Origin of the sequence: Bacteroides faecium (genome assembly GCF_012113595.1) — a bacterium.
GTDB classification, from domain to species: Bacteria; Bacteroidota; Bacteroidia; order Bacteroidales; family Bacteroidaceae; genus Bacteroides; species Bacteroides faecium.
In genome coordinates, this window is record NZ_CP050831.1 from 4230469 (window position 1) to 4254189 (window position 23721).

Sequence of the window (23721 nt, forward strand, 5' to 3'; positions counted from 1 at the left end):
CGTTTCGTTATTTGATTATTTTTTCTTCCAAGGCAGTTACAATCTCGTCCGGGTCGGGAACAATACCACCGAGACGTCCGAAATGCTCTACCTTAATTTTACCATTCACAGCCAGGCGGACATCTTCAATCATCTGTCCCGCATTCAGTTCCGTAACGAGCATGCCTTTCACCTTGTCAGCGTAAGCGGCAATTGCTTTTGTAGGGAACGGCCACAATGTGATAGGGCGAAGGATACCTACTTTGATACCTTTTTCGCGTGCCAGTTCCATTGCTTTCTGACCGATACGTGCCATTGAACCGAAAGCAATAATCAGATATTCTGCATCTTCGCAGTTTATTTCTTCGAAGCGTACTTCGTTTTCTTCTATTTCACGGTATTTGGCCTGGAAACGGAGATTGTTTATTTCCATCGCTTCCGGTTTCAGTTCGAGGGAAGTGATAATATTTGGCTTACGACCTTTTGCCTTTCCGGTGGTAGCCCATGGGCATTGTGCAATCACTTCTTCATCCGTACGGCGTGGTTTCTGTGCGGGAAGAACCACTTTCTCCATCATCTGTCCGATAACACCGTCGGCAAGGATGATAGCCGGGTTGCGGTATTTGAATGCCAGTTCGAATCCCAATGCAACGAAATCCGCCATTTCCTGTACGGATGCCGGAGCGAGGGCAATCAGTCGGTAGTCACCGTGACCACCGCCTTTTACTGTCTGGAAGTAGTCTGCCTGGCTCGGCTGGATAGTTCCCAGTCCGGGGCCGCCACGCATCACGTTTACAATCAGACAAGGAAGTTCGGCACCTGCGATGTAGGAGATACCTTCCTGTTTCAAGCTCACACCGGGGCTTGAGGATGATGTCAGTACCATCTTTCCGCTGCCTGCGCCGCCATATACCATATTGATAGCTGCCACTTCACTTTCTGCCTGAAGTACTACCATGCCGGTTGTTTCCCAGGGTTTCAGTTCGGCAAGCGTTTCCAACACTTCCGATTGGGGAGTAATAGGATAACCGAAGTATCCGTCCGCACCGCAACGGATGGCTGCGTGGGCGATGGCTTCGTTTCCTTTCATTAATACAACTTCTTCTGCCATATTCTTTTCTTTTATTCTACTTTTACTTTATACACTGAGATACATCCGTCCGGACAAACCGTTGCGCACGAGCTGCATCCGTTGCAGGTATCTTCTTTCACTTGCCAGGCATAGTTATAGCCTTTCATATTTACCTCTTTGTTGAGGGCGATTACATCGAGCGGACACGCCACTACACACAGGTTGCATCCTTTGCAACGCTCCGTGTCGACTACGATTGCTCCTTTGATTTTTGCCATAATCTTTATTTATTACGTTATCTTTGAGTACGATTATTGATTTTATTGATTGAACATATCCTTGTGGTAGAAGTTGAGGATATCTATCGCCATTTTCCTTGCCTGGACGGCAGGACTGTCAGGATTGAGTTCGATGGCATACTGGTAATTATCCAGTGCCCGTTTCCAATCTCCTTTTTTCCGGTAGGCATTTCCCCGTAAATAGTAAAGAGTATCTTTCTCTTTTTCGACAGAATTGTCTTGGAGAAGCTGGTCCAATTGCTTAATCGCTGTGTCCACGTCCCCCTGATTGATAAGCTCTTTTAGGTTGTCTATTTGCTCCATTTCTTTCGTCTTTCGGGATTCTGAAACGCAAAGATAGTTTTTATTTGTGTAAATGGGGCAAACGTGGACGGAAATTTGCATCGTTTTGAGTTTATTGCATATTGGGTGAATAAATAATTAGGATAGGAGAAAACTAAAAATAGCCGCTGAAAAGTTGCTCAACTGATTAACTTTTCATATCTTTGCTATATGAACAGAAAGATAATAGCATACGAAAACTACTATAAGGTTATGAGCGAAAAAGAACTAAAGATGTTTGATGTCGATGCGCAATTAGATGCTGCATTTGGCAAAGAAGGAACCCCGGAACGTAGAGCTGCCGAGGATAGGGCTAATGCTTTCTTTACTGGGCAGATAATTGAAGAGGCTAGAAAGAAAGCTAAGATGACACAAGCGGAACTTGCTGAAAAGATAGGAACTAATAAATCTTATATTTCCCGTGTTGAAACGGGAAAGACGGAACCTAAAGTTTCTACTTTTTATCGTATTGCTTCAGCTTTAGGGATGACAGTTGAGCTAAATCCTGCTATGTGATGGCTAAGATAGAGAATAGTATAGAGCATGATGCAATCTTTTAAAGGGGCGGTTGAAGAACTGCCTTTTTTATTTCGTCAGCTATGTATCCGCTTGATGTTTGACTATTATATTCCCTTTTTTTATTCTATCATTCTTTTATCTTGTCTCTATTAATCGTCCTATTTCTCCTGTCTTTATGTTTATCGAGAAGCGAAAATCGCAATTTGCTATATTGATGATGAAACATAAAGTTTCATTTTCATTTATGACATCTATAAAATGTAGTTTAACTCCACCGCAATATTTTTTGCCATAAGTTGCAATAAATAAATCTGCTACATTCCAAATGATTTGATTTGTACCATCCAATATATATGCTGGATTGAAGCTACCCATATAAGGACTTTCTACAATACCAATAAATATTTCATGGTAAATGGATTTAGTTATTAGCTTTAATAGATAAAACCAAACATCCAGAGCGGAATGATATTACGGAAGACATATTCCGTATCGTCCTTAACCACATATCCTTCTGCTACCTGTTTAATTTGCCGGGTAGTTTTGCTCTTTCCGCCTACTTCAAATGTTTTTCCGTCTATCTCGAAATCTGAGACAGGAGAGGAAGTCACTAAATACCCCACGCGCATCCATGAAAAGAAAACCGTTTCTCTTAAGTTGCCTGTGTCCGGTGTCTCTTCCGAAATAGCGTAGGCCATATTGGTATTGTTCAAGTAAACCTTTTCCACTTTTTCCAGCAATTTGAGCCCCTGGGCTTTTTCACGAAGTAGATTAATAATACCAGCTTTTTCTAAATAAGTGACATAATCAGGCAATGTATTGCGACTGATTTCCAAATCGCGTTCCAGTTTTGCATAGTTGGGTTTAAAAGGAACGCTTTGTGCCAGAACGTAAAGTAGTTTCTTTAGCTTTACAGCTGAAGCTACGTTCATGTCAGCGAATACCGGAATATCCGATTCTATCATTTGAGCGATAACACTTCGCAAGCGCAAGAGATATTCCGTATCACTGAAAAAGGGATAGTACCCGTACATTATATATTCTTTGAATAGCTTGAGGGGGCGTTCCTTGTCGAAAGGAAATTCCACTTTTCCGGTTAATATATCATTTAAGGAATAAGCAGGTAGATTCCAGCCTTGTGAAATGTTGAGATATTCACGAAAGGAGAGCCCGGGTAGTTTATATTCCACTTTACGACGGCTTAGGTCGGCTCCACCTTTTTCCAAATCGAGTACGGATGAGCCTGTATAGACTACTTGAAGACCTGGAATCTGGTCATAGATATTTTTTACTTCTCTGGACCATCCTTTGTATTTGTGGATTTCATCAATATAAAGTTTCTTCCCGCCATTGCTATAAAATTGATAAGCTAAGTCAAACAGTCGATGGGTGGTAAAATAGAAGTCGTCCGCCATGATAAACAGGGTTTCATCCAATTTTTCATGTAGCTTGATGTGCTGTAGCAGTAAAGTGGTTTTGCCTACTCCTCTTGCTCCCAATATGGCAATAAGACGACTGTTCCAAGCTATGTGGTCGTGCAAGTAGCGGACAAAAGCTGTGGATGTATGCTCCAATTGTAACTGAAAAGTGCGGTAAAGTGATTCCATTATTGTTCTATATTTAGAAAGCAAATATACAAAAATGCACAATAGAATATGCATTTCTATTGAAAAAGTGCATAGCTTATTGTGCATTTTTAGCATTCTCTTCACTTTTTCTCTCCAAATTCCTCATAAAGAGCTACCCTTTCCGGTAATGTTTTCTAAAACGAATATTTCGTGTCATTTTGCGTTGATATATCTAATTTTGCTAACACACATTTGAAGAAAAAAAGGCAACCAGAAAGCCTATTGCATAAATAAGTGTAAATATATTCAATATATACTGTATATTTGCTGTTTTGCGTGCATGTATATTCATTTATCTCGGCATCATTACTTACTTTTGACACCGGGAAAAGTTCGGTTCCTCACCGAGGAACGATAAGAAACTCACCGAGGAACGATATGAGACTCACCGAGAAAAATATTAATCCCTAAAAACACACTTTTTTTATGCTAATTGCAATCAATTTTCAAACGAGAACAGAATAGAAAGAAGAACAGAATTACTGAATTATACAAACGCAACAGACTATGTATACAATATATTCAATCAATATGCTATAAAATATAGTATATTTCAAACAATGCGGCACACGCTGTTGCCTCAAGAAGCTGTTTTTCGCACAATCTGCCAACCCCTTCCGCAACCAGCCGATTATACAGGGTTAAGAATATCACTTTGACAAAATGAAAATATATCATGAGATTCCAATTACCTCTCCTCTTTTACATGGTTCTTTCTCCACTGCGAGGGAGAGATGCGGTTCATTTTGGTGAACACCGTGATGAAGTTGTTATAGGAGTAGCCCGTCATTTCGGCAATCGTATTGATTGGAAGAGCGCTACTCCCGATAAGCAGCCGCTTCGAGTAGTCGACGCGCAGTTGCGCGATCCAGTTCCGGAAGGTGAGGGAATACTTCGAGTTTACATAGTCGGACAGGTATGTCCGGTTCGTCCCCAGTTCCACCGCAAGTTGCTGTATGGTCAGTGCGGGGGCTGTATAGCCTTGATTTTCAATCCATGCATTCACTTTTTCCTCTAATGCGATGAATGTCGGATTGGCGTCTTCGCCGACGGGCGGGTGCTGCTCTTCCGTTTGTTCCTTATCTTCCGCCTCATTTTCGGCAGGCATCACAATCTCCTTGATATGCCCCACCGACAGGGTGTATCGGTACAGCGAATAAGACATGTAGGTGAAAAAGATAATCCCCGCCACCATATATATAAGCAGCCCCAGGGTGGGCGCGAATGCCAGGCCGATGCCTGAAAAACCGATTATTCCCAGACCATGTGAGCTGAGAAGCATCCAGTGGGTGAAGTTGGAGACATTCTCGGAATAATAATTATCCATATCGCGCTTCATGTTGAAATATACCCTGTAATAGCGGCGCAGAATAGCATAAACCTCGTAGGCATAGTAGAGCGCGGCCACTATGACCACGTACTTTTGGACCGGTGCCGGCACAAACAGGATATTCAAAGCCATGGCAGCCATAAACACGCCCCACAGAATAATCCTGTTGCGCGTTTTCCGTACAATGGGAAAACGGTTGTCTACCAAGGCTGAAAATGCAATCTCCAGCAGGGAGCCGAAGATATAGAAGCGGGAGAGATTGACAGATATCTTAACGACCGGATCTTTCAATTCCCCGCCTAAAAACCAGGTAATGGCGATATACACTGCCCAGATGATCAATGTCGCTCCAAAGAGGCGGCGGGCTAAAGCATGATTCCGGAACACATCCCCGGGAGCCGGATCAAGCAGAAAAAACAACCCGTATACAAATGTCAACGGGAAAGATACCAGTTGTATATTATGATAAACTATTTCCATTTTAATATAAATCCTATCGCCTGCAAAGGTAGCAAAATCCCAAAAACGTTGTTTTTATTATCCATCAAAAATGCCGGAATGCCTTGAAATAACAACAAAATAATTATTGAAACAACAAATCCATTATTAAAACAACAAAAATACACACCTAAAACAACAATTGTCAATTTAGGGGGTACCTGTTTTTTGGTTTGTATTTAGGTTAGCGCTAAGTTTGTGAGACTAAACGACACAATGTTTGATTCAAATGATCCAAAATATGTTGAAAAAATTAATGTTGCCTTCTTTTCTCCTGCTGTTTGCTTTGTGCACAGGCGCACAAGAGAAGAAAGAACGTGTGTACGAGTTCCGCTTTGTACCGCAGAAAGATATGTTTTTCATTCCCTACGGTGACAACCATAAGGAGCTGGAACGATTGTCGTCCTTCGTGGCGGAACATAAAGACGCCATAGAAAACGGGCGGATGCCGCTCTATGTGGACGGTTACTGCAACTCCATGCCCGATGAATCGCAGAACTTAGCCATCGCCCGGATACGTGCCAACCGGGTGAAGTCGGAACTGATTGTACATCAGGAACTGACGGAAAAATGCTTTGTCACACATAACCATGCCGACAAGGGCAATTGGGTGACGGTGCGGGTACAGATTGCCGCCCCACGCGAATCGGCAAAAATTGCCACCACTGCAGAGAGCGGAAAGACGGGAAAAACGGTAGCAGCGGGGAAAACAGCTTCGTCGGATTTGCAATCCGACGTCTCCGAGTATCAGGATTTTCAATCCGCCTCTGACGTCTCTTCTGTTTCGTCATATCCATCATCTCATCCCTTCTCGCTCCGTGCCAACCTGCTTCGTTGGGCTACCCTCACCCCCGACCTCGGTTTGGAATGGCGCATCCACCGTCATGTGAGCATCCTCGTCAACGGCAGTTGGACTTCGTGGAGTTGGGACAACAAGAACCGCCGCTACGCCCTGTGGAAAGTCTCTCCCGAAGTACGCTATTATCTTGGTAAACAAGGCAAAGGCTTCCTCGGCGTCCTGTACCACACAGGCGAATTCCACTACAAGCTCGGCAAAACCGGACGCCAAGGTGACTACCAGGGCGGGGGACTGACAGGCGGCTACCTGCTCGACCTTAACCGTGCCTTGTCACTGGACTTTCATGCAGGCCTCGGCTACACCCGTTCCGAATACGACCAATATAAGGTAGTGGAAAGTACCCGTGTCCGCCAAGGCAGCGAAACGAAAAACTACTGGGGCATCAACCAACTCGGCATCACTCTGGTATGGAAATTAATAAAATGATATAAAAATACCGTTCACATGGACAAACTGACCATCCGCACGGACAAACGTGCAATTCCAATAATAAAATTTTCCTTCACCGGCAAGTTGCTGATATTTGCACTCGCCACGCTGCAACTGGCCGGCTGCGTGAAAGACGACCTTTACAATACCCCGCATCCCGACAAGGGAGCGGTGCGAATCACGACCGACTGGTCGGCCGCCTCTTCAGACGCTGTGCTTCCGCAGAGTTACATCTTGCGTATCGGCACTGAGGAACAGACGGTCACCGGAACAAGCAACGCTTTCAACGCACTGTTCGAGCCGGGTCGCCAAGACCTGCTGGTCTGCCACGGTGCGGACGGCATCACCCTTTCCGGCCATACCGCCACGGTAAATACACTGGCTGACGGCACGTTGGAACCCATGCCCGGTTACCTGTTTTCGGGAACGAAGTCACTTGAAATAGTAAAAGACGACACCCTGCGTGTGACTGTGAACATGGAGCAGCGCATCCGCCGCCTGACACTGGTATTAAAGCTGACACCCGGTGACGAAGACCGTATATCCACGACTTCTGCCACGCTGACGGGCATCGCTTCCGCCATTGCTTTAAGGGACGGTACGATTACCGCTACCGTCGGCAAAACGGTCGCCCCGATTTTTAGCATCGGCACGTACAGCTCGGATATACGTTCCGCCGAAGCTCCGGCACTTGTTGCCACCCTTCGCCTGCTGGGTGTAATGCCCGCAGAGCATCAGACGCTGACGCTCGCCATCACCCTGACGGACGGATACGTGCATACCGTCACCACCGACCTGTCGGAAGTGCTGAGGAACTTCAATACAGGCGCGGGTATGGAACCTCTGGTGCTTGACGCCACGCTTGAACTGCCCACCGCCGGCGATTTCCACGGCACAATCAGCGGATGGGAACAATGCAACGACCTGATAATCGACGCCCATTAACGAGCGTACAAAAATAGAACTATTAATTTTTAAACTTATAGAACAATGAAAAAAGAGTATTGGTTGGCAACCGCCTTATTAGTGGGAATGACGGCATGCAGCAACGACGAAACAGGAAATGCGATTAATGGGGAGCCAGATGCCGCCCTTTTTACAGGCAACATCGAAGCCGCCCACACCCGTGCCTTCGACCAGACGTGGGAAAGCGGTGACCAGATTGGTATCTCCGGCACCACCGGTGGTAAGACCTATACGAATATCCCCTACAATTATGCTGGCAGCGGTGATGAAACGTTTACTGCGGCCGGGGATAAAATCTACTATCAGGATGACCAGGATGTTACTTTCACGGCGTACTACCCGTGGAACGCAAGCCTGACCGGGAGTGCCACTATCAGTGCTGACACATGGGGACAGGCAGACCAGAAGAAGTTCGACTTCCTCTACGCTCAGGCAGAGGGCGGAAAGGATAAGAAAGTGGACTTCAACTTTACCCACCGTATGGTGAAACTAGTGCTGACCGTCAAGGCCGGCGCTGACATGACCTACGCTGATGTGGAGCGTGCCGCTTGCTCTTTGGAAAACTTCCTGCATGAAGGAACTTTCGACCGCACGACAGGTATAGCCACAGCTACCGGCGAGCCGAGTGGAATGTGGGTTTTCGCCAACAACGCAGCAGCGGGCGAAGAAGAATTCAATACCCCTACTGTTTCTGAGAACGAACCGGAATCTTCCGTATCATACACCCTGATTCTTTTCCCGCAGGTATTCCCGTCTACAGCCGGTAACCTGAGTTTTGCGGCAGAAACCGGTGGCAATACCTATTCTGCCGAAATCGACCTGAGCCAAGTCCCCGGCAACGATGTGAACGAGCTGAAAGCCGGCACGCAGTACAACATCACTGTCAACCTGAACAAGACAGGTCTGACCGTGGGCACATCCACAATTTCCCCGTGGAAAGAAAAGAACCATATAATTGATGCCGGCATGTAACCGGATAACTCATTAGCTATATACGAAAATAAAAACTTAATCAATAAAAATAGGGATATGAAACAATTAAGAAATTACAGCCTGCTTGCAGGCACAATGCTGACATTAGCATTAACTTCCTGCGGCAACGACGGTATTGAAGCCCAAGTTTATGACGGCCCGGTGGCCGCACAAGTCACTGCCGGTATCAATGGTGTATTAACCCGTGCGATGGACGCATCGTGGGAGAATAATGACGCTATCGGTATTTCCTGCAGCAGCACGAATACCAATTATGCCAACATGAGGTATGTGACTACCGGTGACGGAACTTTCACCCATGAGGGCGGTACCAAAAGCGGCATCTTCTTCCAAGGAACGGAAGAAGTTACTTTCTCCGCCTATTATCCTTTTAGCGGTACAGAAAAAAAATCGGCAGGAATAATCAGCGATGTAACAACCGAAAATCAAACCCAACAAAAAGATTTTGATTACCTGTATGCCACTACAAAGACCACTTACGCAAGCCCGACTATCAGCTTCACGGGAGCTTCTATCTTCAAGCATAAGATGAGCCGCCTGATTTTGAAAATCACCACTTCCGCTACGGACGGTTTCGAGGTGGGGGATGTACTAAATGGTACTTATTCCATTAGCGGCATCAAGCATAGCGGTACTTTCGGCACAGCGGACGGAACGGCAACAGCTACCGGCAGTGCCACCGATGACTGGACAATCACTGCTACAGCTCAGGATGCGAATAGCCAACGTACTTACAGCATGATATTCTATCCGCAAGACCAGCCGACTTTGACATTCAAGGCAGTCATCGGTGGACAGACTTATGCGAAGGATATCACTCCGACTCTTGCTGCTTCTACTTCCAACACCTACACCATCACGGTGAAAAAGACCGGCTTGGTGGTAAATAGTAGTACCATTGAAGGATGGGGAGAAGAGCATAACGAAAGCGGTGACGCCACCATGCAATAAACGAATCCAATAAAAAAGCAACAGCCACCGCCGGGCGCCAATGCGTAAGCCCGGAGTGAATAACCCGCATAGGTAGTACACTGACCACGTCGCTGTGGTCGGTGGCACGATAGAGGAGAGAGAAAGATAAAAGGATCAAAAACAAGAAAACAGAAAAAAAGACAATGATATGACAGGCAAGTTGATTACATTCAGACATTTAGTGGTGGCGGGCATCCTTTGCCTCGCCTGTGCCTCGTGCAGTGACGACAGCGATGCCGACAATCGGCTGCTCGACGGGAAATATCCCATGATGTTCAGTGGCAGCGTGGACGGATTGACCGCTACCCGTGCCACAACCAGTGCCGATGGAGAAACCTCGTGGGAAGCGAACGACCCCGTAGCCATCAGCATGGACGGCGGCGCGAACCATAAAGAATATAAGATAAGCAATACAACCGACGGTTCGATGGTTCCCAATGGCGATGGAAACACCCTCTATTGGCAGAAGTCCAACGAAAAGAAAACCCTTGCGGCATGGCATCCAGTGAGTTGCACCATCGGCAGCAGCACCGGCGGCAGTGAAGTAAACATCACCGACCAGAGTTCCGGTTTCGGTACTTTGGAGAATATACTTCATGCCCCGGCGAAGGACTATACATACAGTAGCGGCGGCAACGTTGCTTTCAACTTCCGCCACGCGTTGGCAAAGGTGAAGGTTACGCTAAAGAAAGAGGAAGGAAAAAACGACTTCACGGACGATGAGATTTCCGGCGCTACCGTCCGTCTGATGGGCTATACCGCAGGTGCTTTGGGCTATAGCGGCATGACGGGCAGCGGTGGCAACGGTGAGATTAGTCCGAAAACGGAAACGACAACTGCAACCACCTACACCGCCTTGCTTATCCCGCAGCAGATGCGGGGGCAGCAGTTTATCAAAGTAACCATCGGTGCCCGCGATTACTACTATACCCCCGCAGGAGATAATGACGCCAACCTCGTAGCCGGAAAACAATACGCCTATACCATCACCGTGAAGAAAGCAGGACTCGACGTAACGGTGACAGGCAACGGCACCGCATGGACGGACACACCCATCGACACCACTCCCGATGCCGATTTCGCCTTTCGCATCACCGCCCCCAGCAAAGGAGTGACGATAGCGGCAGCTTCCGGCGGCCGTTTAACCAATAACGGCAATGGCTCTTACACCTTGTCGGGCGGGAACGCCGTCAGCATCACCAACGATAACGGTCCGCGTATCGGTGTAAAAGGGCTTTACGACGTAGCCGGTGACGGCACCACCTATACCCTGAAAAGCGACCTCTTAGTCGAATATTCATTGGCAGACGCTCAAGTGGGCGATTTCTACTGCCGTGCAGATAACGGCAGAGGTTATCTCGTTCCGGGAGACGCCGTTTCTATCATCGACCAATACCCCTGTGTCGGCTTGGTATTTTATGTAGGTCATCACCCTAGTGATAATACTGACTATTCCACTACGAAGATTGGTCAAAGGCAATGTCATGGTTACGTGATGGCATTGACGGATGTGAACACTAGTAACGACCATCTGAGATGGGAATACAGGAGTCGTGACAACAAATACGACCAGCGAGTCGGTGCTTCCACTAGTGATAGCGATTGGAACGGTTATAGTAATACCCAGGCAATAAAGCAGTATGTAGCCGAACATAGTGACGATTGGGTAATGACAGACTTTCCCGCTGCCAACGGTTGCTTGCTATACGGAACAGACCAAAGTCTTTATGGCTGGCAGAAGGTGTACGCTGCCCCCACAAATAGTAGCGGTTGGTTTTTACCTTCAGCCGGTCAGTTGAAGTACTTATATCAGAATCGTTCAGATTTGGCTGCCCGCATTCAAGCCTTGGGTAGTAAACCCGGCAGTTCTTATATAAAATGGTTCAGTACAGGTTACTATTACTGGTCCTCTTCGGAGGGCTCGGACCGCAGCTACCGCGCGTACGATGTGGACTTCGGCAGCGGCGGCGTGGATTGGGGCTATAAGGACTATACGGGCGCTGTGCGGGCGGTGTCCGCTTTTTGACCTATTTTTCTATTTATAAATTTATCTATTAAAAACAACCCGCCCGGCGGGTCGAAAAACAAAAACGATATGTTCTTATCCGAATATCCTTCTCTTTCCCTGTTCCGCAAGCATGGCTTGGGAACATTTCTGTCGCTGTTGCTGCTTTCTGCTTGCAGCCCCGACAACGATGCCCTGCCGGGCGACGGTGGCGGCAACACTTCGTCTGCCGAGCTTCGTATCGAAGTCAGCGCAAGCGACTTCGCCACCACCCGTGGCGATGTCGGCAATAGTAACGGCAGCAACAACACCGCTACCCGTGCCACCGACAACGGCAACATTACCTCTTTCGAGAATGGCGACTGTATCGGCATCATCGTGCTGGATAACAGTAACAATGTGCTATCCGATAATATACCTTATAAATACAACGGCAACGCATGGAGCTTTGACGCCACTAACAGCGAAGGTAAAACAGCCATCTACTACGACAATAAAGCCGTGAATCTGACTTACCTTGCTTACTTCCCGTACAGTAAAGAAGCGAATGGCGTAACCGATATAGCCGGTCTGAAAGAGAAATTCCCGCCCCAGTACGACCAACGTACGAAAGCTGCTTACCGTGCTTCCGACCTGCTGGTGTGGAGCAAAACGTTTTCCGGCACTCCGTCAAAGACACTGGCGATAGCATTTACCCATGCTTATTCCTCGCTTTCGTTGTCGCCTTCGATAAAGTGCAAAATCAATGGAGCAGAAACAAGCTATGTCCCTTCCTCAGTTAGTGACGCAAGTTTCACCATCGGCACAGAACCTCTTTTGCCTTACTGTGCAGACGATGGCCGCCATCGGATAATTGTTTCTCCGCAAACGACGGATGCCCGTTGGCTTTGTGCATACGGCGGCGCCATGCATAGCGGTACGATGGGAAGTACGGAATTATCAGCTAATACCCGTTATACACTCGCCCCGATTTTGGATATTGGTACTTATAGTTTAGATAATGCATGCGTTGGTGATTTTTATTGCCGTGCAGATGACGGTACAGGTTATCTCGTTCCGGGAGAAGCCGTTTCTATCATCAACCTATCTTCTTGTGTCGGCTTGGTATTTTATGTAGGTCGTCACCCTGATGATAAGACTGACTATTCCACTACGAAGATTGGTCAAAAGCAATGTCATGGTTATGTGATGGCATTGACGGATGTGAACACAGGTAGTAACGACCGTCTGAGATGGGAATACAGGAGTAGTGACAACAAATACAATCAGCAAGTCGGTACTTCCACTAGTGATAGCGATTGGAACGGTTATAGTAATACCCAAGCAATAAAGCAGTATGTAGCCGAAAACAGTGGCGGTTGGGCAATAACAGACTTTCCCGCTGCCAACGGTTGCTTGCTATACGGAACAGACCAAAGTCTTTATGGCTGGCAGACGGTGTACGCTGCCCCCACAAATAGTAGCGGTTGGTTTTTACCTTCAGCCGGTCAGTTGAGTTACTTATATGAGAACCGTTCAGATTTGGCTGCCCGCATTCAAGCCTTGGGTAGTAAACTCGAGAGTTCTTATATAAAATGGTTCAGTACAATTTGGTATTACTGGTCCTCTTCGGAGTACTCGGACTACAGCAGCTCCGCGTACCGTGTGGACTTCTACGGCGGCTACGTGGATTGGTACGGTAAGGACCGTACGTACGATGTGCGGGCGGTGTCTGCTTTTTGACCTATTTTTCTATTTATAAATTTATCCCCGTCCCAGCGGATTTATAATCCGCTGGTCTTTCGTATCAGGATTTATAATCCGCCTGTCTTCTCCGAACGTTTAAAATCCTTTGTCTCTTTCGATTTAAATCGTACATTTATTCTCTCTAATCAAATTAGTATATCAATGGATACTGCGAATCGAGTTTTAGATGAATTATATTTTGTTACTTCTATCGTTGTCGATTGGATAGATATCTTTACCCGTCCTAAATACAAGCATATAATTGGGGAATCCATCCCGAATTAAATCTTTTTAACGCTTATGATTATAAATCTGTCTGTTCTTGTCGTATGGAAACAAAGAAATTCCCCTGCCACCACTTGTTGTGTGAGTGGTGGCGGGGGGACGAAAACGGTGAGGGAGAACAGTCTGACCTCTCTACCGGGAAGCTGTTACAGCTTCTCTATCTCTTCGCAGGTCAGACCGGTAATGTCGGCAATCAGGGCGGGATCCAATCCTTTCTCTTTCATTCGGCGGGCATTGGATAAACGTTCTTTCTCCATGCCTTCTTCAAGTCCTTCTTGTCTGCCTTCTTGCCTGCCTTCTTGTCTGCCTTCTTGCCTGCCTTCTTCAAGTCCTTCTTGCCTGCCTTCTTGCCTGCCTTCTTCAAGTCCTTTCTTCATGCCTCTTCGTTCAGCGCTGTTATAAAGCGTTTTCTCTACGCTGATAATATCCCAGAACTTTTCATACCCTGCCAACTGCGCATCGGTAAATGCAGATTCTTCGAGAGCGTGCACCGCCTTTTTTACTTCCGGGTTTGCAAGGAGCTCTTCAGGCACTTCACGGGTATGTTCGTTGATTTCGGTCAGGTACCGGAGCCACAACACTTGCATCTTCTTCTCACTATAGTTGTGGGGAGTGAATTTGGGAAGTTCTACAAATATCAGGTGCAGACCCTCTATCACCCGGTCCGTATGCTCTACGTGCACCAGGCGGTAGTAGTGGTAGTACTCCTGCGCCAGATCGGATTCGAAGATGTCGTTTACCAGGTTGAGCGAGTACACCGGTTGCAGCAATTCATATTCCTCTCCGGTATTGAGCTGGCGCACGTATGCCTTTGAGGCATTGAACAGTACGCGTTGCTTGAACTCTGGTGACCATATCATTTGCATCTCCACCAGGAAGACACGCCCCTGACAGTCACGGCAGCGAACGTCCACAATGCTGTTTTTGCGTAGCGGGTTGTCCGGCACAAGCTCCACAGGAAGGTATTCTATTTCGGTCACTTCCTGCCCGGGGGCAAGGGGAAGCAGTGCGTTGAGCAGGCTCATCACGAGGTCGGGGTGTTCACCGAAGACGCGTTTGAACGTCAGGTCGGCTTTGGGGTCTAAATATCTCATACGGCTATCTCTTTTTCTGTGGTTTAACAAGTTCTTTGTGACAATCTTTCTGCAAAGATAGTTCATAGAGTTGATAATCAGCAATCTTTCCCGCTAATTATTATAAATGTAGTGAGAGGTTTCCCATAAAATGGAGAATAATGGAATATAAAAAAGTCGGGAGTCGAAAATATTTCGACCACTTATGATAACATATCAGATGCAGCATCAGACAAAAAAGTAAAGCCGTTTGTTTGTGAAAGTAGAGGAAAGGATGTATCTTTGTTTTCACTAATTCAACATGTATTGATATGGAACGATTTATGGATTATATATCATCAGACAGAAAGTTGCTGCCATACGGCATGATGAACTTCAAGGATATTCGTCTCGATAATTATTATTATGTGGACAAGACATCGTTTATCCCACTAATTGAGCAATCGGATCGTTTCTTCTTTTTCATCCGTCCCCGCCGCTTCGGCAAGAGCCTGACGCTGAATATGCTGCAACATTATTATGATGTGCATACAAAAGATTTGTTTGATGATTTGTTTGGTGACCTTTATATAGGAAAACATCCTACGCAAGATCGTAACAGTTATCTGGTATTGTATCTCAATTTTTCCGGCATTGATGGCGAACTGCACAATTACCGCAAAGGGCTGGACTCGCATTGCGGCATCACTTTCGAAAATTTCTGCAAGATATATGCCGACTACTTGCCGCAAGATACCTTGGAAGGGTTGCGTGAGGCAAGAGGTGCGGTGGAGCAGCTGGATTTTCTTTATCAGGCATGTGCCCGTGCCGGCCAGCAAATGTATCTCTTCATCGACGAGTACGACCACTTCACCAACGCCATACTTTCTGATGCCGAAAGCCTGTACCGATACACCGAAGAGACGCACAAAGAAGGTTACCTGCGCGCCTTCTTCAACAAGGTGAAGGCCGGAACCTATTCCAGTATCAAGCGCTGCTTCATCACCGGCGTCAGCCCTGTGACGATGGACGATCTGACCAGCGGATTCAACATCGGCACCAACTACTCCCTCACACCCGATTTCAACCAATTGATGGGATTCACGGAAGAGGAAGTGCGCGAAATGCTGACCTACTATTCCACTACCGCTACTTTCCACCACACTATCGACGAACTGATAGAACTGATGAAGCCTTGGTATGACAACTATTGCTTTGCGCAGAGATGTTATGGAGAGACTACCCTGTATAACTCTAATATGGTGCTTTATTTCGTCAAGAATTATATCCGGTATGGTGAAGTGCCGAGAAATATGATAGAAAGCAATATCCGCATCGACTACGAAAAGTTGCGCATGCTCATCCGCAAGGACAAGGAGTTCGCCCACGACGCCTCTATCATACAGACCTTGGTGAGCCAGGGGTACATTACCGGTGAACTGAAAGAAGGATTCCCAGCCGTCAACATTGTGGATCCCGACAACTTCGTGAGCCTGCTCTACTATTTCGGTATGCTTACCATCAGTGGCATGCATAAGGGAAAGACCAAACTTACTATCCCCAATCAGGTGGTGCAGGAACAACTTTATACCTATCTGCTGAATACGTATAATGAGGCCGACTTGAGTTTCAGCAGTTATGAGAAAAGCGAACTTGCCTCTAGTTTGGCTTATGACGGTGCCTGGCAATCCTACTTCGATTATATCGCTGCCTGCCTGCAGCGTTACGCCTCGCAGCGCGACAAGCAGAAGGGCGAGTTCTTCGTTCACGGCTTTACCTTGGCGATGACAGCACAGAACCGCTTCTATCGCCCCATTTCCGAGGCAGATACGCAGGCGGGATATGTCGACATCTTCCTCTCCCCGTTGCTGGACATCTATCCCGATATGAGGCACAGCTACATCATCGAACTGAAATACGCCAAGTATCGCGACCCCGAAAGCCGCGTGGATGAATTGCGGACGGAAGGTATTGCTCAGGCGAATCGCTATGCCGATACCGATACGGTGAAACGTGCTGTCGGTACCACCATATTGCACAAAATCGTTGTGGTATATAAAGGTATGGAGATGAGGGTGTGTGAAGAAATACTCTCTTAAAATAAATAGATTATGCTGGACGTCATTCTGATTATAATAAGTGGTCTTTGTATGCTAGCCGGATTGGCCGGTTGTATTCTTCCGTTTCTTCCGGGACCACCTATTGCTTACCTGGGACTGGTGATTCTCCATTTCACGGATAAAGTGCAATATACCACGACGCAATTAATCGTATGGTTATTGATTGTAGCTGTATTGCAGGTATTGGATTACTTCACGCCGATGCTTGGCAGTAAGTATAGCGGCGGCAGCAAATGGGGAAACTGGGGATGTATCATCGGAACGCTGGTCGGACTTCTTTTCTTGCCTTGGGGAATCATTCTCGGCCCCTTTCTCGGTGCTGTGATTGGTGAGTTATTAGGGAATAAGGAGTTTTCCCAGGCACTCAAGTCCGGGTTCGGCTCATTGCTCGGATTCATCCTCGGCACTTTGCTGAAGTTTGTTGTCTGCGGTTATTTCTGCTATCAGTTTATAGTCGGACTCGTCCGGTAAATCAATTTAATGTTGTAAAACATTCGTCTATATAGTATATCTATTGTACTGAAATAGAGTACTAAATCAATGTGCGTTCGTCTTTATTGAAATAGCACATTGAGATAGTACATGAAAAAGACTTTTATTTATCTTATCCTTAGTTCTTTCTTTGGTCTGTTTTCTACTCTTTTTGCGGGAGAGATTTATGTTTCTCCCCGTGGAAGTGATAAGAATCCCGGAACGAGGAAAGCTCCTTTTTATACATTAGACCGTGCGGTAAAACAGGCTCGTGAGTGGCGACGGCTCAAACGTCCGGAAGTTGCAGGTGGGATTTATATACGGTTGGAAAACGGTGTGTATTCCCGATATACTCCTTTATTTATCAGACCGGAAGATAGCGGTACGCCCGATTCTCCCACTGTAATTTGTGCCGTGGGGGATGATGCGAATCCCGTGATTAGTGGTGGAATCGCAGTTACCGGTTGGCGGCAAGGATGCGACGATTCAAGGATTCCCGAAGATTTGAGACGGAAGATATGGACTGCCAAAGCCCCGATGGTAGGAAACAGAAGGGTAGAAACCCGGCAGCTTTGGGTGAACGGTAACAAGGCTCAACGGGCATCACAATTCCCGGAAGGGATGATGGAACGGATGATTGATTTTAATCCGAAAGAGCAAACGATAACTATTCCCACTTCTTATACGGATAATTCCCGAAAGCTACAAGATATAATTGGTCTGCAAGATGCCGGGCAATTGGAAATGATTGTTCATCAGCGTTGGGCGATTGCCATCTTGCGGGTGAAAAGTATAGATGTGAAAGGCGGGCAGTCCGTCATTCGTTTTCACGACCCCGAAAGTCATTTGGAATTTGCCCACCCCTGGCCGCAACCCATAATCGGTGGGAAGAACGGAGAGAGTGGAGAGAAAGGTAACTCATCATTCTGCCTTACCAATGCATTGGAGTTACTGGACGAACCCGGTGAATGGTTCCAGGAATATCCTTCCGGCACGATATACTATTATCCGCGACCGGAAGATACTATGGAAACGGCGGAAGTCATTATTCCTGCCTTGGAAACTTTAATGACGGTAGACGGCACGTTGGAACGTCCAGTAAAACATGTACGGTTTGAAGGAATCACTTTTGCACATACTTCCTGGATGCGCCCTTCTTACCAGGGACATGTCACTTTGCAAGGTGGATTTCCTTTACTGGATGCCTATAAACTGCATGAGCCGGGACTGCCGGAAAAGGCGGAACTGGAGAATCAGGCATGGATTGCCCGTCCCGAAACGGCGATACGGGTGAAAGGTGCCGAATATATTGATTTCCGTCATTGTACGTTTCGGAATCTGGCTTCTACCGGACTGGATTATGAATGGGCGGTCACTGCATCTGCCGTTGAAGATTGCCACTTTACGGATATTGGTGGTACAGCCCTGTTGATGGGGGCTTTTCCTGACGGCGGGTTCGAGACACATATTCCTTTTGTTCCTTCCAATGAGCGGGAGTTATGCACGAATATTTCTGTTAGGAATAACCTCATAAGCAATGTTACCAATGAGGATTGGGGATGCGTCGGTATCGGTGCCGGGTATGTCAGGGACATTGATATTTCTCATAATGAAGTCTGCCATCTTAATTATTCGGGGATTTGTGTCGGCTGGGGATGGACATCTTCGGAAAGCGTCATGCGGAATAACCGCATCGAAGGGAATTATGTCCATCATTTTGCCCGTCGGCTTTATGATGCTGGCGGACTTTATACGTTGTCCAACCAGCCGGGTTCCGTCATGCGGAATAACCGGATAGAACATTTGATTGAAGCACCATACGCTACGAATGACCGAGCATTTTATATTTATCTGGATGAGGCGACGGACGGATATACAATGGAAAACAACTGGTGTCCGACGGAACGTTTCGACTCCAACCGCCCCGGAAAGAATAATGTATGGAAGAATAACGGCCCTCAAGTGGCAGATAGCATAAAGAACAGCGCAGGACGTATAAAAACTAAAAATAGATAATAGATGAAACCCACAAATTACCATTTATTTGATTTCCTTGATTTCGATACCGAACTGTCGAGGGATGAATCGCTTTGGAAAGCGTACAGACCGACAGCCGTTTACGAAAAGGATGGAGATATTTATGTAACAGTTCCTTTTCAGAAACAGCAGTTGGCTAATGATATGATGGCGGATACCGCCGTATCCCGGGAAGAATACACATTAATCATACGTCAGTATAATATAGGCATCACCCGTTTATTTATCGGATTCGGTGAGTATGAGTTGACAGACCGGTCGGAAATGCTGCAATTCAGTAGCAGGATTCGGAAAGTGCCTTTGTTGATACAAGAGCGGAAAGGCAAATGGATTCTTTCGACGGAAGACGGAATCAAACGTGTCGTCATCAATGTAGAAGAACCAGTATTGGACCGATGGAGTGAATTATTGCCCGACCCGCAGGAAACACTGGATATAACTTTGTATCCTGACGGAAAACGTGAAGTCCGTCTGGCGGGGTACGACCATTTCTCACCCCCTCGTTATGATGCGCTGCCTGTGGGCTTCTGCAAACGCGATGGACGGAAAGAACGTGCAACCCTTTCTTTCGAATGTAAACCCGATGAATGTTTTGCCGGTACGGGCGAACGTTTCTTCAAGATGGATTTAAGTGGACAGACTCTTTTTCTGAAGAATCAGGACGGACAAGGAGTGAATAACCGTCGTACTTATAAGAATATACCTTTCTACTTATCCAGCCGTATGTACGGAACGTTTTATCATACGTGTGCCCATAGCAAACTTTCACTGGCAGGACATTCCACCCGTTCCGTCCAATTCATGAGTGACCAGGCATTGCTGGATGCATTTGTGATAGCCGGAGATACGATGGAAGAGATTCTTCGCGGCTACCGTGACCTGACCGGTTATCCGTCTATGCCGCCCTTGTGGAGTTTCGGCGTATGGATGAGCCGTATGACTTATTTCAGTGCCGATGAAGTAAATGAAATATGCGACCGTATGCGTGCCGAACATTATCCTTGTGATGTAATCCACCTGGATACCGGATGGTTCAGAACCGACTGGCTTTGTGAATGGAAATTCAATGAGGAACGCTTCCCTGACCCGAAAGGTTTCATTCAACGAATAAAAAGGAATGGTTATCGTGTCTCCTTGTGGCAACTTCCTTATGTGGCGGAAAATGCGGAACAGATTGACGAAGCGAAAGCGAATGACTATATCGCCCCGCTGACGAAACAGCAGGATACGGACGGCTCCAATTTCTCCGCCTTGGATTATGCAGGAACTATCGACTTCACCTATCCGAAAGCAACCGAATGGTACAAAGGATTATTGAAACAGCTTTTGGACATGGGAGTGACCTGTATCAAAACCGATTTCGGTGAGAATATCCATATGGACGCTCTTTACAAAGGCATGAAACCGGAATTGCTGAATAACCTCTATGCTTTGCTCTATCAGAAAGCCGCATACGAAATAACGAAAGAAGTGACTGGTGATGGCATTGTATGGGCACGTGCCGCATGGGCGGGATGTCAGCGGTATCCTTTGCATTGGGGTGGCGATTCGTGCAGTTCATGGGACGGAATGGCGGGTTCTCTCAAAGGCGGGCTGCATTTCGGACTGTCGGGCTTTGCTTTTTGGAGCCATGATGTTCCCGGTTTCCATACATTGCCCAATTTTATGAATTCAATCGTAGCGGACGATGTATATATGCGTTGGACGCAATTCGGTGTATTCACGTCACATATCCGTTATCACGGAACCAACAAACGCGAGCCCTGGCATTATCCGGCAATTGCCCCGTTGGTGAAGAAATGGTGGAAGTTACGCTATTCGCTGATTCCATATATCGTGGAACAGAGCAGGATTGCCATAGAAAGTGGCTATCCATTGTTGCAGGCGCTTATCCTGCATCACCCGGAAGATAAGCTCTGCTGGCATATAGATGACGAGTATTACTTTGGCAATGACTTTCTGGTCGCTCCGGTGATGAATAGTGAGAACCGAAGAGATGTCTATCTTCCCGAAGGCAAATGGGTGAACTTCTTTACGGGCGAACGTCTGGAAGGAGCATGCTGGTTGAAAGATGTATATGTGCCGTTGGAAGAAATGCCGGTATATGTACGTGAGGATGCCGAACTACCGATATATCCGGAAGACGTGGACTGCACGGACGAAATGGATTTAAGCAAGAGCATATCCCTACACATTGACAGGAATTACAAGGGATTCTGGAATAGATAAAATAGAATAAATAAAAAATGGCAGAGTATGAAAACATGGAAAACTAATTTGGAAGAAACAAAACAACGTTATATAAACTGGTGGAATCATAAAGGAATCATTCTCAATATGTGGGAGCACTTCCAGGAAGGAGTGCAGCCGCATGCCGAGATTGCACCGCCCGTACCGGCAAAGGATTTGTCGCAGAAGTGGTTCGACCCTCAATGGAGAGCGGAATACTTAGACTGGTATGTGGCACACAGCAGCTTGATGGCGGATATCCTTCCAGTGGCAAATACCCAACTGGGCCCCGGTTCTTTGGCAGCTATCCTGGGCGGTGTTTTTGAAGGGGGAGAAGATACTATCTGGATTCATCCCGACCCGGACTTTACTGATGAAATCATTTTCAATCCCGAGCATCCGAACTGGATTCTTCACAAAGAACTTCTGAAAGCCTGCAAGGCGAAGGCCAATGACAACTACTTTGTGGGTATGCCCGACTTGATGGAAGGGCTGGATGTCCTGGCGGCATTGAAAGGAACAGATAAAGTATTGCTGGATACGGTAATGCAACCCGAAATTCTCGAACAGCAGATGCAGCAAATCAACGACATCTATTTCAAAGTGTTTGATGAATTGTACGATATTATCCGTGAGGGGGACGAGATGGCTTTCTGTTATTTCTCATCGTGGGCTCCCGGAAAGATGAGCAAGCTGCAAAGTGATATTTCGACCATGATTAGCCAGGATGACTACCGTCGGTTTGTACAACCGTTCATCCGTGAGCAATGTCAGAAGATTGACTATACTCTTTATCACTTGGACGGAGTAGGAGCCATGCATCATCTGCCTGCCTTGCTTGAAATAGAAGAACTGAACGCTATCCAATGGACTCCCGGTGTGGGTGAACCGCAAGGGGGCTCTCCGAAATGGTACGATTTATACAAGAAGATACTGGCAGGCGGAAAGAGCGTGATGGCTTGTTGGGTGACATTGGATGAACTGAAACCTTTATTGGATACTATCGGAGCGGACGGTGTACACTTGGAGATGGACTTCCATAATGAAAAGGAAGTGGAACAGGCAATGCGGATTATAGAAGAATATACAGGTTCTTCCGCATCTGCTGTCACCAATGAATCTCAACCGGATACAGGTTTAGCTATCGGGCAGGAGAGCATTTGTATAAAAGAAGAACAACACGAAGAAGAGGATAAACTGAAACCTCTGTATGAAGCAATCGTTGCCGGAAAGTTGGAACCTGCGGTGGAAGTCACCAAGCAGGCTATTGCCGACGGAGCAGTTCCTCAGGAGATTATCAATAACTATATGATAAAGGCGATGGGTGAAGTAGGGCAACGTTTCCAGGATGGGAAAGCTTTTGTTCCCCAACTATTGATGGCGGGACGTGCCATGAAAGGTGCTTTGGAACTGCTGAAACCGTTGCTGGCTGGCAGTGCTTCGACCACAATCGGCAAAATAGTGATTGGTACGGTGAAAGGTGATTTGCATGATATTGGTAAGAATCTAGTGGCTTCCATGCTCGAAGGTTGTGGATTTGAAGTAATCAACATCGGCATTGATGTGACCTGTGACAAGTTTGTGGAAGCTGTGAAAGAGAACCATGCCGATATATTATGCATGAGCGCTTTATTAACTACTACCATGACTTACATGAAAGACGTTATTCAGGCATTGGAAGATGCCGGGATTCGTGAACAAGTGAAAGTCATGATTGGCGGAGCACCCGTGAGCCAGGGATTTGCGGATGAAATTGGAGCGGACGGATATAGTGATAATGCCAATACAGCCGTGGCAGTTGCCAAAGAACTGATAGGGAATAAAAAATAGAAGAAAAGGCACGGATTACACGGATTAACACGGCTCTTAATTGCGTAGCCTCTTAAAACCGTGAAATCCGTGTAATCCGCGCCTAAAAGAAAATTAGATTTA

Annotated in this window: 19 protein-coding genes; 12 read left to right on the plus strand and 7 right to left on the minus strand. The window is 46.6% G+C overall.

Annotated features, from left to right (window positions below; genetic code table 11):
* Positions 1–7 precede the first annotated feature (7 nt).
* From BacF7301_RS15380 to BacF7301_RS15390, 3 genes are read right to left on the minus strand one after another with little or no spacing between them, the layout of a single operon-like run.
* Entirely contained in the window at positions 8–1090 is a 1083-nt protein-coding gene (locus BacF7301_RS15380) for a 3-methyl-2-oxobutanoate dehydrogenase subunit VorB (protein ID WP_167964131.1), read from the minus strand.
* A gap of 11 nt (positions 1091–1101) precedes the next feature.
* Positions 1102–1329, minus strand: a complete 228-nt coding sequence (locus tag BacF7301_RS15385; protein WP_004297419.1) for a 4Fe-4S dicluster domain-containing protein — start codon at positions 1327–1329, stop codon at positions 1102–1104.
* Between the two features lie 42 nt (positions 1330–1371).
* Positions 1372–1653: a tetratricopeptide repeat protein gene (locus BacF7301_RS15390; protein ID WP_167964133.1), complete on the minus strand. Its 282-nt coding sequence runs from the start codon at positions 1651–1653 to the stop codon at positions 1372–1374.
* Positions 1654–1884: 231 nt separating this feature from the next.
* Between BacF7301_RS15390 and BacF7301_RS15395 the strand changes: the two genes are divergently transcribed.
* Positions 1885–2187, plus strand: a complete 303-nt coding sequence (locus BacF7301_RS15395; RefSeq protein ID WP_167967217.1) for a helix-turn-helix domain-containing protein — start codon at positions 1885–1887, stop codon at positions 2185–2187.
* Positions 2188–2325: 138 nt separating this feature from the next.
* Here the strand turns inward: BacF7301_RS15395 and BacF7301_RS15400 are convergent, their stop codons facing one another.
* The 3 genes from BacF7301_RS15400 to BacF7301_RS15410 form a co-directional block, all read right to left on the minus strand.
* Positions 2326–2565, minus strand: coding sequence for a hypothetical protein (locus BacF7301_RS15400; protein WP_167964135.1), 240 nt, complete (start codon positions 2563–2565; stop codon positions 2326–2328).
* 59 nt (positions 2566–2624) lie between these two features.
* On the minus strand, positions 2625–3797 hold the full coding sequence (locus tag BacF7301_RS15405; protein WP_167964137.1) for an ATP-binding protein: 1173 nt from the start codon (positions 3795–3797) through the stop codon (positions 2625–2627).
* Positions 3798–4506: 709 nt separating this feature from the next.
* Entirely contained in the window at positions 4507–5628 is a 1122-nt protein-coding gene (locus BacF7301_RS15410; protein WP_167964139.1) for a helix-turn-helix domain-containing protein, read from the minus strand.
* A 259-nt stretch (positions 5629–5887) separates the two neighbouring features.
* Here BacF7301_RS15410 and BacF7301_RS15415 point away from each other — a divergent pair, with 259 nt between their 5' ends.
* From BacF7301_RS15415 to BacF7301_RS15440, 6 genes are all read left to right on the plus strand, one after another.
* Entirely contained in the window at positions 5888–6931 is a 1044-nt protein-coding gene (locus tag BacF7301_RS15415; RefSeq protein WP_167964141.1) for a DUF3575 domain-containing protein, read from the plus strand.
* An 18-nt stretch (positions 6932–6949) separates the two neighbouring features.
* Entirely contained in the window at positions 6950–7879 is a 930-nt protein-coding gene (locus tag BacF7301_RS15420) for a FimB/Mfa2 family fimbrial subunit (RefSeq protein WP_167964143.1), read from the plus strand.
* A 45-nt stretch (positions 7880–7924) separates the two neighbouring features.
* A complete protein-coding gene (locus BacF7301_RS15425; RefSeq protein ID WP_167964145.1) occupies positions 7925–8872 on the plus strand; it encodes a fimbrillin family protein in 948 nt (315 codons plus the stop codon).
* A gap of 57 nt (positions 8873–8929) precedes the next feature.
* On the plus strand, positions 8930–9844 hold the full coding sequence (locus BacF7301_RS15430; protein ID WP_167964147.1) for a fimbrillin family protein: 915 nt from the start codon (positions 8930–8932) through the stop codon (positions 9842–9844).
* Between the two features lie 169 nt (positions 9845–10013).
* Complete coding sequence (locus tag BacF7301_RS15435) at positions 10014–11891, plus strand: fimbrillin family protein (RefSeq protein ID WP_167964149.1); 1878 nt, start codon at positions 10014–10016, stop codon at positions 11889–11891.
* Between the two features lie 69 nt (positions 11892–11960).
* Positions 11961–13592, plus strand: a complete 1632-nt coding sequence (locus BacF7301_RS15440) for a fimbrillin family protein (RefSeq protein WP_167964151.1) — start codon at positions 11961–11963, stop codon at positions 13590–13592.
* 434 nt (positions 13593–14026) lie between these two features.
* Here the strand turns inward: BacF7301_RS15440 and BacF7301_RS15445 are convergent, their stop codons facing one another.
* Positions 14027–14974, minus strand: coding sequence for an Rpn family recombination-promoting nuclease/putative transposase (locus BacF7301_RS15445; protein ID WP_167964153.1), 948 nt, complete (start codon positions 14972–14974; stop codon positions 14027–14029).
* 302 nt (positions 14975–15276) lie between these two features.
* Between BacF7301_RS15445 and BacF7301_RS15450 the strand changes: the two genes are divergently transcribed.
* From BacF7301_RS15450 to BacF7301_RS15470, 5 genes are all read left to right on the plus strand, one after another.
* Positions 15277–17031 (plus strand): AAA family ATPase, encoded by a 1755-nt coding sequence (locus BacF7301_RS15450; RefSeq protein ID WP_167967218.1) that lies wholly within the window; start codon positions 15277–15279, stop codon positions 17029–17031.
* A 12-nt stretch (positions 17032–17043) separates the two neighbouring features.
* Positions 17044–17523 (plus strand): DUF456 domain-containing protein, encoded by a 480-nt coding sequence (locus BacF7301_RS15455; protein ID WP_167964155.1) that lies wholly within the window; start codon positions 17044–17046, stop codon positions 17521–17523.
* A 111-nt stretch (positions 17524–17634) separates the two neighbouring features.
* Entirely contained in the window at positions 17635–19539 is a 1905-nt protein-coding gene (locus BacF7301_RS15460; RefSeq protein ID WP_167964157.1) for a right-handed parallel beta-helix repeat-containing protein, read from the plus strand.
* Between the two features lie 3 nt (positions 19540–19542).
* A complete protein-coding gene (locus tag BacF7301_RS15465; protein ID WP_167964159.1) occupies positions 19543–21789 on the plus strand; it encodes a glycoside hydrolase family 31 protein in 2247 nt (748 codons plus the stop codon).
* A gap of 27 nt (positions 21790–21816) precedes the next feature.
* A complete protein-coding gene (locus BacF7301_RS15470) occupies positions 21817–23619 on the plus strand; it encodes a corrinoid protein (protein WP_167964161.1) in 1803 nt (600 codons plus the stop codon).
* The last annotated feature ends 102 nt before the right edge of the window (positions 23620–23721 follow it).

Bases quoted from the DNA above. Each gene is read 5' to 3' on its own strand.
- BacF7301_RS15380 (WP_167964131.1), bottom strand. From the start codon at position 1,090: ATGGCAGAAGAAGTTGTATTAATGAAAGGAAACGAAGCCATCGCCCAC.
- BacF7301_RS15385 (WP_004297419.1), bottom strand. From the start codon at position 1,329: ATGGCAAAAATCAAAGGAGCAATCGTAGTCGACACGGAGCGTTGCAAA.
- BacF7301_RS15390 (WP_167964133.1), bottom strand. From the start codon at position 1,653: ATGGAGCAAATAGACAACCTAAAAGAGCTTATCAATCAGGGGGACGTG.
- BacF7301_RS15395 (WP_167967217.1), top strand. From the start codon at position 1,885: ATGAGCGAAAAAGAACTAAAGATGTTTGATGTCGATGCGCAATTAGAT.
- BacF7301_RS15400 (WP_167964135.1), bottom strand. From the start codon at position 2,565: ATGGGTAGCTTCAATCCAGCATATATATTGGATGGTACAAATCAAATC.
- BacF7301_RS15405 (WP_167964137.1), bottom strand. From the start codon at position 3,797: ATGGAATCACTTTACCGCACTTTTCAGTTACAATTGGAGCATACATCC.
- BacF7301_RS15410 (WP_167964139.1), bottom strand. From the start codon at position 5,628: ATGGAAATAGTTTATCATAATATACAACTGGTATCTTTCCCGTTGACA.
- BacF7301_RS15415 (WP_167964141.1), top strand. From the start codon at position 5,888: ATGTTGAAAAAATTAATGTTGCCTTCTTTTCTCCTGCTGTTTGCTTTG.
- BacF7301_RS15420 (WP_167964143.1), top strand. From the start codon at position 6,950: ATGGACAAACTGACCATCCGCACGGACAAACGTGCAATTCCAATAATA.
- BacF7301_RS15425 (WP_167964145.1), top strand. From the start codon at position 7,925: ATGAAAAAAGAGTATTGGTTGGCAACCGCCTTATTAGTGGGAATGACG.
- BacF7301_RS15430 (WP_167964147.1), top strand. From the start codon at position 8,930: ATGAAACAATTAAGAAATTACAGCCTGCTTGCAGGCACAATGCTGACA.
- BacF7301_RS15435 (WP_167964149.1), top strand. From the start codon at position 10,014: ATGACAGGCAAGTTGATTACATTCAGACATTTAGTGGTGGCGGGCATC.
- BacF7301_RS15440 (WP_167964151.1), top strand. From the start codon at position 11,961: ATGTTCTTATCCGAATATCCTTCTCTTTCCCTGTTCCGCAAGCATGGC.
- BacF7301_RS15445 (WP_167964153.1), bottom strand. From the start codon at position 14,974: ATGAGATATTTAGACCCCAAAGCCGACCTGACGTTCAAACGCGTCTTC.
- BacF7301_RS15450 (WP_167967218.1), top strand. From the start codon at position 15,277: ATGGATTATATATCATCAGACAGAAAGTTGCTGCCATACGGCATGATG.
- BacF7301_RS15455 (WP_167964155.1), top strand. From the start codon at position 17,044: ATGCTGGACGTCATTCTGATTATAATAAGTGGTCTTTGTATGCTAGCC.
- BacF7301_RS15460 (WP_167964157.1), top strand. From the start codon at position 17,635: ATGAAAAAGACTTTTATTTATCTTATCCTTAGTTCTTTCTTTGGTCTG.
- BacF7301_RS15465 (WP_167964159.1), top strand. From the start codon at position 19,543: ATGAAACCCACAAATTACCATTTATTTGATTTCCTTGATTTCGATACC.
- BacF7301_RS15470 (WP_167964161.1), top strand. From the start codon at position 21,817: ATGAAAACATGGAAAACTAATTTGGAAGAAACAAAACAACGTTATATA.